This is a genomic window from Chryseobacterium sp., from assembly GCF_022712095.1.
GTDB lineage: Bacteria > Bacteroidota > Bacteroidia > Flavobacteriales > Weeksellaceae > Chryseobacterium.
Map to the genome: position 1 here is coordinate 1 of NZ_JALAHD010000072.1, position 9,764 is coordinate 9,764.

At 34.7% G+C, this 9,764-nt stretch carries 7 protein-coding genes; 1 reads left to right on the forward strand and 6 read right to left on the reverse strand.

The window, feature by feature from the left end; translation table 11 throughout:
- Positions 1-266: 266 nt before the first annotated feature.
- Positions 267-674, forward strand: a complete 408-nt coding sequence (locus Q0A18_RS03435; protein ID WP_292008774.1) for a type II 3-dehydroquinate dehydratase — start codon at positions 267-269, stop codon at positions 672-674.
- A gap of 38 nt (positions 675-712) precedes the next feature.
- Here the strand turns inward: Q0A18_RS03435 and pckA are convergent, their stop codons facing one another.
- The 6 genes from pckA to Q0A18_RS03465 form a co-directional block, all read right to left on the reverse strand.
- Positions 713-2,329 (reverse strand): phosphoenolpyruvate carboxykinase (ATP), encoded by a 1,617-nt coding sequence (gene pckA, locus Q0A18_RS03440; protein ID WP_292008775.1) that lies wholly within the window; start codon positions 2,327-2,329, stop codon positions 713-715.
- 130 nt (positions 2,330-2,459) lie between these two features.
- On the reverse strand, positions 2,460-3,362 hold the full coding sequence (locus tag Q0A18_RS03445; protein WP_292008776.1) for a GYDIA family GHMP kinase: 903 nt from the start codon (positions 3,360-3,362) through the stop codon (positions 2,460-2,462).
- 8 nt (positions 3,363-3,370) lie between these two features.
- Complete coding sequence (gene fabD / locus Q0A18_RS03450; protein ID WP_292008777.1) at positions 3,371-4,246, reverse strand: ACP S-malonyltransferase; 876 nt, start codon at positions 4,244-4,246, stop codon at positions 3,371-3,373.
- 66 nt (positions 4,247-4,312) lie between these two features.
- The gene (locus tag Q0A18_RS03455) at positions 4,313-6,217 is read right to left on the reverse strand and encodes a LysM peptidoglycan-binding domain-containing protein (RefSeq protein WP_292008778.1); all 1,905 of its coding nucleotides are present in this window, start codon (positions 6,215-6,217) and stop codon (positions 4,313-4,315) included.
- A gap of 37 nt (positions 6,218-6,254) precedes the next feature.
- A complete protein-coding gene (gene bshC / locus Q0A18_RS03460) occupies positions 6,255-7,841 on the reverse strand; it encodes a bacillithiol biosynthesis cysteine-adding enzyme BshC (RefSeq protein WP_292008779.1) in 1,587 nt (528 codons plus the stop codon).
- Between the two features lie 15 nt (positions 7,842-7,856).
- Positions 7,857-9,764: putative porin (locus Q0A18_RS03465; RefSeq protein ID WP_363315943.1), on the reverse strand; the 1,908-nt coding region annotated here is incomplete at its 5' end.

Genomic DNA, 9,764 nt, shown 5'->3' on the forward strand with positions numbered 1-9,764 from the left:
GTTCTTTTATGATTCCATACTGAACGTGTAAACTTTATTTTCTCCCATAATGTCCCCTATGGTTCATCATGAAGCATAAAACAATCTTTTTTCTTTTGTGTTATTTTTATTTATTCCAAATATAGATAGATTTTTTAAGGTATATTTAAACCTTTTGTTAACTTAGAATGAGTCGTTAATCTGGTGATACAAATATTGCTATCTTCTTAAAAAAGAATATTAAAAAACAGAATAATCCAATAAAATGAAATTCTTATTTTTACCTTATGAAAATTTTAATCATTAACGGACCCAATCTTAACCTCTTAGGTACAAGAGAACCCGAGGTTTATGGAACAATTTCCATGAAAGATTATATGGACGAATTAAAAAAGGAATTCTCCTCTGATGAGTTATTATATTTCCAATCCAATATTGAAGGAGAAATGATCAACAGACTCCAGAAAGATGACTTTGATGCTGTAGTGATTAATCCGGGAGCATTTACCCATTATTCCTATGCAATTGCAGACTGTTTAAAAAACATACAAAAGCCCAAGGTGGAAATTCATATCAGTAATATCTACCAAAGAGAAGAATTCCGTCAGAAGTCTGTAACTGCAGCCTGTACGGACAGTGTATTATCAGGTTTTGGAATGAAGGGTTATCGATTAGCTATTTTAAGCTTAAAATAAAATCATAAAAAAGCCTCATCAATGATGAGGCTTTCATTTTATATGGTTTGTTCCTGTAACTGAGGTCCGGAAGGAATCAGTTTTTTACCTTCTTCCGTGTTACAATACTGTTCAAAATTCTTAATATATTTAGCAGCAAGATCTTTTGCTTTATCTTCCCATTCGGAAGCATTCGCGTAAGTATCTCTCGGATCTAAAATCCCTTCCGATACATTTGGTAATGAAGTAGGAATTTCTAAGTTCATGATTGGAACTTGAGTTTTTGGAGCATTTTCAATTGATCCGTCAATGATCGCATCAATAATCGCTCTTGTATCCTTTAGAGAAATTCTCTTTCCTGTTCCGTTCCATCCTGTATTTACCAAATATGCTTTCGCTCCATGCTCTTTCATTTTACCAATGAGTGTTTTAGAATACATGGTTGGGTGTAAAGTTAAGAACGCTTCTCCAAATGCCGGGGAGAAAGACGGCTGTGGTTCAGTAATTCCTCTTTCAGTTCCTGCCAATTTGGAAGTATACCCGCAAAGGAAGTGGTACTGAGCCTGATTATCATCTAAAATAGAAACCGGAGGCAATACCCCGAATGCATCAGCAGATAGATAAACGATTTTCTTTGCATGTCCTGCTTTAGACGGTAATACGATTTTGTTAATATGATAGATGGGATAAGATACTCTTGTATTCTCTGTAATAGACCCGTCCGTATAGTCTGCAACTCCGTTTTTAACCACAACATTCTCAAGAAGCGCATCTCTTTTAATTGCCCTGAAAATATCCGGTTCTTTTTCTGCTGACAAATCAATTACTTTAGCATAGCAGCCTCCCTCATAGTTAAATACTCCATTGTTGTCCCATCCATGTTCATCATCACCGATCAGATATCTTTTAGGATCTGCAGAAAGAGTTGTTTTTCCTGTTCCAGAAAGTCCGAAGAACAATGCTACATCACCTTTTTCTCCTACATTTGCAGAACAGTGCATAGAAGCCATACCTTTTAATGGTAAGTAATAGTTCATCATTGCAAACATTCCTTTCTTCATCTCACCTCCATACCAGGTCCCTCCGATGATCTGAATTCTTTCAGTAAGATTGAACATAATGAAGTTTTCAGAATGTAATCCCTGAGCTTCCCAATTAGGATTTGTAGTTTTAGAACCGTTAATTACTGTAAAATCCGGTTCTCCAAAATGTTCCAATTCATAATGAGAAGGACGGATAAACATATTCGTAACGAAATGTGCCTGCCATGCAACTTCCATAATAAATCTTACCTTAAGTCTTGTATCTACGTTAGTCCCGCAGAAAGCATCTACTACATAAATTTTCTTGGAAGTTGAAAGCTGGTTCACTACTAATTCTTTACAAGAATCAAATATTTCCGGTGTTGTAGGCAAGTTTACTTTTCCATCCCAGAAAATCGTATCCTTAGTAACATCATCCTGAACTATATATCTATCTTTAGGTGAACGGCCTGTGAAAATTCCTGTTTTTACCGATACTGCACCAGATTCTGTAAGCTCAGCTTCTTCAAAGCCTTGATTTTCAGGCGATACTTCAGCTTGATATAACTCTTCATAAGATGGGTTATAAATTACTTCATAGTCTCCTTTGATCCCTAATTTTTTTAAATCCTGGATGATTTTAGCGTGTTTCATTTTACTTATATTTTCTATTTCTTTTCTTCTGTTAACAAAATTAAATATTAATTTACTGTTAAGTCACCTTAAATATAATGATATAAGTCAGATTGACAAAGAAAAAAAGAGAAGCGTAAGATTTTGAAAATTAACCAATTATATCATCCCATTCAAAAATAGTAGTAAAACCTTTTCCCCAAAAATAGTCCTTAAACCCCTCAAATTTGGCAGTCATTACAAAATCCCCGCCCCATGCTCCCAAACTTTTCACGAAATTGGGACAAGTCTGAAAGAACTTTTCTTTTACAGTAGGTATTCCTAAAAAGTTGGATATTTTTTGCTCATGGACAGTCATTAATCGTGAAAATTTCTCAAGGCTCTGACAATTGATTACTTTTCTTGTGAGTTCTGTATACTCATTAATCAATACCTGGGATTTTTCTTTGGATTTATAGAGGTTAATACCTTCCCTGCTATCTTGCTTTTGGTTTAAATGAATAAATATAAGTTCGTCTTTGAATAAAGGATCAAAATTTACCTTTTCATATTGTATTTCAGGTTTGCTTTGATAAAGAACTGCTGATTTTTCTTTTGCTACAGCAATATCGTAACCACTTCCCCCTAAGCTCAAAGTATTGAGTTCAAAAGGATTTATTTCTGACCATTCCGCCAGATTATTCATCAGAGTGGAACTGCTGCCTAAGCCGAAGTCAGCAGGAAATTGTAAATTAGTTCTTAAATTGTAGGAGTAGGTGTCTTTAAATTTTATATCTGAAAGCTTCTGTACATTCTTCAATACCTTCAAAATAAATTCTGCCCCTGAAATAAAGTTGGTTTCCAGTACCTGCCATTTTTTATAATCAATGACAGTATTTAACCAAAGATGATTCTGGTGCTGAGCCTCCCAAAATATCAGGGATTGTCCATCCTGTTTTTCTTCAAAAAAAAACTCTTGTCCCAGCTTGGTAGGTACCGCTAAGACAAGAGCTCCATCTATTGCGAAATATTCGGAAGTAAGCATTAGCTTTCCTGGTGAAAATATCTCGCCCATAGTATTTATTAAATGGCAGAAGCTACTTCTACACTATTATCAATTTTTTTGATCAGTCCCTGAAGAGTTTTTCCCGGACCAACTTCTACAAACTTAGAAGCTCCGTCTTTGATCATATTCTGAACAGATTGTGTCCATTTCACGGGACCCGTTAACTGAGCTATTAGGTTCTTTTTAATTTCATCAGGATTAACCACTGCAGTAGTCGTTATATTCTGATATACCGGAATAGTTGCTTTTCTGAATTTAGTCTGTTCTATCGCAGCTGCCAGCTTCTCCTGAGCAGGCTGCATTAGCGGTGAATGAAAAGCTCCGTTTACAGGAAGCAATAAGGCTCTTTTGGCTCCGGCTTCTTTCAATTTCACGCAAGCTTCTTCAACAGCTGTTGTTTCTCCGGAAATCACCAATTGTCCCGGACAATTATAGTTAGCAGGAACAACTATACCTTCAATCTGAGTACAAACATCTTCTACTTTGGCATCATCTAATCCAAGGATTGCCGCCATAGAACTTGGGTTAGCATCGCAAGCTTCCTGCATTGCTTTTGCTCTCTCGAATACAAGTTTTAAGCCGTCATCAAATGATAAAACTCCATTGGCTACCAGCGCAGAAAATTCACCTAGAGAATGTCCGGCTACCATTTCTGCTCCAAGACCATTAACTGCTTTTAAGGCCGCTACGGAATGGATAAATATCGAAGGTTGGGTAACCTCTGTTTTTTTCAGGTCTTCATCTGTTCCGTTAAACATTACAGAAAGAATATCAAAACCTAGGATTTCATTGGCAGATTCCATCAAGTCTTTTATATCTTTTCTGGAATCATATAATTCCTTTCCCATCCCAACAAACTGAGAACCCTGCCCCGGAAATACAAGTGCTTTCATTTATTAATTTAAAATATTGTGCAAATATAAGTATAAAGTTAAAAATATTCCTAGATAATTCAATAATTAAGGAACTAATCTTATAACACGGTAGCCTGTGTTAACGTAGGCACCATTAGTTTTAGATTTTACAAATTCAAATTTAGTTGCAAGCTGCGTCTGAACTTTATTCATTTGTTTAAAGATTTCTCCTTTTTTGTTTTCACGGGTTAGCATATCATTTACGATATCGAAACCAATGATTGCATATTTAGGAGGTGCCTTACAGTATTTAGCTTTGTAGTCTGCCAGAATCTCTTTTTCAAAACTTCCATCTGTGTTGATTTTTCTGTCCATCAAATATACCAGACTTGCCTGGCTAAGATCATCTACTTTCTTTTCAAAGCTCGGCACATAATACATACTGAAAGCTTTTAATCCCTGAACCTCTTTTGAAAGAGCAATAATTTTGCTTGAAAAAGCTTCTCCTACAGTATTGTTATTATTAGCCAAAATAGCCACTACAGGAGCCGACTGTCCTGTCATCATATTCTGGTCAAGCTGGATTTCTGACGGCGAATTAACAATAATTATATTCGGATTTTTAATTTCTTTTTCAAGATGATCTTTTATATAATTAGCATTCTCTTTTTTGGGGTCTGCAACTATATAAATTTTTTGGTCAGAATATACAGCTTTCACCTCTTCTACCATCTTATCAGCATAGGCATAATCATTGGTCTCAACGATAATCAGATTACTGTAATTATATAATTCAGGAGTATTGGCAAAAGGTGCCACTACCGGAATCTTCTGATCTTTTATAAAGTCTAATACATCAATCACATTCGATTTAAAGAAAGGACCAATAATCAGATCCGTATTATCAGGATTAAGTTGCGTTAATGAATTTCTAAAAGTAGCTTCGTTCCCTGAATCTACGATTTTAATATCCAACTTCTGTCCCCCCCTTGCATTTCTTTCAATAGCTAGTTTTGCTCCGGTTAGGAAGTCCATTGCCATATTTCTATACTGGGTTTCGTTGGTACTATATCCAAAAGGCAGCATCAATACCACGCCTAGGGCATCGCCATTCTTTTTTACATAGGCAGCATCAAATTTTTTAATCTTTAATACCATTCCCACTTTCAGTCCATTAGACAATTCAGGATTTAGTGCTATCAAATCATCAATACTGATTCCGTATTTGTTAACAATAGAAAAAACAGTATCTCCCTGCAGTACGGTATAAGTCACATATTCATCTGCTGAAGAAGTGGCTACAGAGGTTTTTGAGTTCGATTTTTCATTTCCTGAATCGATAGTCGTTTTTGAATTTTTACTACCGATAGTTTCATTGTCAGATTTTTTAATAATAATGGAATCCCCAGGTATCAAACCTTTTTCCTCAAGTCCGGGGTTTAGAGCAAATAATTCCTCCTGAGTAATTTTTAATTTTTTAGAGATTCTATAGTAATTATCTTTTGCCTGAACCACATATACTTCTCCGTCATTGTGAGAAGCATTAGGGGTATTATCGGTAATAACTTCAGCAGCCTTCACCGGAGTAGAAGCTACCTGCTGATTGTCTCCATATTTTCTTATGCTTTCCAGAGGAAGCGTGATTTCATCCCCAATTTTCATATGAGAATCCAGCTCCGGATTAAGTTTCCTAAGATCAGTTTCAGAAATACGATATTGTTTCGTAATTCCATAAATAGTTTGTTTAGGCTGTAAAACTATAGTCCCTAACTGAGATCCTGCTTTTGCTTTGGAAGCTGTATTTTTATCAGATTTAACAGCTAATATGTCACCGATCGCAATCTTTCCATCTTTAACATTCGGATTTAGCTTTAATAATTCATCTACACTTATGCTATATCGTTTTGCAATATTGTAAGGCGTATCTCCTTTTACTACGGTATGAGATATTTGTGCTGAGACACCCAAAAACATGCATAGACCTGACAAAATAAAAAACTTCTTTATCATATTTGATATTCTAAACTACAAAAATACTTCTTTAAAATTAAATGGCAACAATTATTAGTTTTGATTCCTGTACCACCATTTCTTCCAAACAAGTTTCAAGCCAAGCATAACCGTAATCTGCAAAGAAAACACTAAAGTTATAAACTCTTTCCTGCCAGATTTTAGATGGATGAATATCTAAAAACAAATTCTCCAACCTTTCCAATAATTCGCTCTGCTTGATCTTTTCAGCTCTTAAAAGCCGTTTTTTCATTCTCAGGAATGATTTGAGCTGTCTCACTTCTTCTGCTTTCACAAGATTTCCAAATGATTTATCAGTTGTTTCCGCTATAGATTTCAGATCCGAGAAATTCTGAGCAATCTGCTGCTCCCGTTCATCAAGCAGTTCCAAAATCTTATTGTCATCCAATATTTTATTATTGGTAATGGCTGCAAAATTCTGAAAGAAATCTTCTATATGTAAGCCCAGATGTTCAACTTTTTGCAAGGTTTTTTCTGTTAAAAATAGCATTGAATTTCTCGGGATAAGTACAGGGAAGGGAATTTCTATTGTTGAAAAATAATCTTTAAGCTCCAACCAGTACATAATTTCTGCATTTCCCCCAATATAAGCCAGGTTAGGTAATATCTTTTCCTGATAAACAGGCCTCATTAAAGCATTAGGACTAAATTTCTCGGGGAATTCCTGTAACTCATTTAAAATTTCATCTTGAGTAAACCGGATATTTTTATCTACTACGATATATTTTTCTCCGTTAAATTCAATCCGGTCTCTGGTTTCGGAAAGGTAGAAGAGATTAATTTCTCGTGGGTTAACCTGTACTTTTCCATATTTCCCAGTAAGGAAACCGACTTTTTCTTTTGAGTTTTTATTTAAACTAAAATTCAAAAGTTCATCTTTAAAAACATCCTTCATCTGAGCCTTTAAGGCTTTTTCATCCCCATCGAGAATAAGCAAACCTAATTCTGAGAAAAGCCTGTTAACGATCATTTTAATAGCATCGGTAAGGGTGTTTCCTTCTTTGTAGGCTTCTTTCATCATCAGAATAAGCTCGGTTCCAAAAACAGAGTCTTTAAATTCTTTTTCAAATTCCGAAATAAAGAAAGTATCATTAACTTTTATTCTTCCTACTGCGCTTCCTGATGGCTCATTGATCTCATAATACCCATGTTCCGTCTTAAAGTGATTGATTTCAGCAAAATCGTGATCTTCGGAAGCCATCCAATATATCGGAACAAAATTAAAATCAGGAAAATATTCTTTTAAATATGCACAAGTTTTAATCGTCTGTAAAATCTTATAAACAAAAAAGACAGGTCCTGTATACAGATTGAGCTGATGCCCGGTTGTTATAGTGTAAGTGTTAGCCTCTTTTATTTTTTGGATATTTTCTTTTTGCTTTAAGGATAGAGGAAGATTGGAAAGCTGATTTTCAAAAGTTTCAACCAGTATTCTTCTTTGTTCACCCGAAAAGGACTTCTCTTTTGAATGAATTTGCCGGGTAAAATTCTCCAGCGTAAAGGTATAGTCTTCAAATCCCTCAATTTTATGATTTAAAAAATCTTTTATCAATTGAGGAATGCTTTCAATATCGTTAAATGAAATTTTATTAATTGTTTTCAACTTTTATTTCTCTTTTTAATTGAACAAATACCAAACAATTCCTATATTTAATCTGAAATCGTACACAGGATAATGCGGAAATGCATAGGCTTTGTTATTCGAAAGCACTGTTCCTACCTGCTGGCCTTCTATGAAGAAAAACATTTTCTTTACTTTCATATTGAAATAAACGTCGGCAAGAGGCTGCCCCCCAATAGAAAAAGAGCTTGTGTTTGGTAAAATATATTCGTTAAGTATAGGGGAATAATCCCTTGAAGCAAATTTAGAGAAGTAATATACCTTAATACCAGCTTGTATTTCTGCTGCATTTTTGAATGCTTTAGTCTGATAAAATATGTTTGCTCTTCCTATAAAACCTGGCATTGGATAAAGCTCTTTATTCGATAAAGCATTTTGAAACTGCAATCTTGTATTAAGATGGAATTTTCCATAGCTGAACGTTGCGTCTCCCCCGATTTGAGAAATATTCAACGAGCTTCCACTCTGCTGAGACTGGGCATTACTATCCAGATAAGTATAATTATCGATTCTAAAATAATTAACAAAAAGTTCTGTTTTAAACCACTTCAGGTTAACATTCCCTCCTATTTCAGTAATAGACTGGTTTTTTGCATTTTGAAGGTAATAATTAAAATTATTGTAAACCGATGTATTTAATAGATAATTAAATGTTGGATAAACACTTTGAAAATTCACTTTAGCATTAACAAAATAATCTTTTATTGGTTCGAATTTAAGATTGTTGGTTGTTTTTAAATAATTTCCAAACTCTTTACCGTTTGAAAATTCCAAAAATGAATTAAGCTGAATCTTATCCCAAAGTTTTACCTGTAAGTTTCCTACAGCTCCAAGTCTGTTTTCTTTCAGTTCTGCAGGAATAGCAAGATCCGCAAGAGTAGTTTGATTCATTCCGAATTTCAACATCTGATAACGAACTCCAGCATCAAACTTGATTTTCTCATTATCCCAAACAAGGCTTACGGTATTGCTTAAATTATCTGAATATTTTTTTGTAGACAAGGGAAAGTTGGAAACCAGTTCATCCTCGGTAGCATACCAATAAGATTCTAAAGCGGTCTGTCCATAATAATATTTATTCCCCTGATGGAAAATCGTATGGCGGATTCTAAAAGGATATTTTTCAGAATTAAAAGGGGTAAACTGATGAGTCAGGTAATATCGTCTATATGAAAACTGTGAGCTGGAAGAAGACAAATTTACCTGTGCATTCTGACGGTTACTCAAATTACTATCCCCGCTTTGAAAAAGTTCGTCTTCTACAATTCCTCCGTTCTCCTGATTGTTTACATTCTGATGAAGATAATGTGCAAATAATTCATAATTACCGCTTTTGGAAACATAATGTCCTGAAAACAGCGTATTGTTATTGGCTGCCAGTGAGTTTCTATAAAGCCCCTGAGAACGAAGCCCCATATATTCCAGTGCAAAATTGAATCTCTTACCTATATTCTGTGTATAGGTGGATTTCAGCGCGGCACCATTTCTCATAGAATTATGATAAATAAATGTAGCTGTAGGCGTCTTTACATCATAATACTTCACCTCGTTTGCTCCTATAATTCCATAAGATTTATTGGTTGGCATTAAGGCAAGATCCTGTTCCGAGTTTACTTCAAAAGATAAAGGGTTAAAACCTGCACCTACATTCGCAAACTGAGCCCTTCCAAAATTATCTTTATTGTTATATTGTGAAAAGATATATGTTTTATCAAACGTCATCACCGTATCGAAAATCTTCTTTTCAGAAAACTGGGTCTGATACTGATAGTCGTTTATAGTAGGTTTAAATATTTTCAGCGAATCTTTATGACCAGAATCTATCACTAATGTATCTTCCTTTATCTTATTGGAATCGGTTTTATTAACAACCTGTGCATTTGTGATAATGCCAAAGAAGATTAA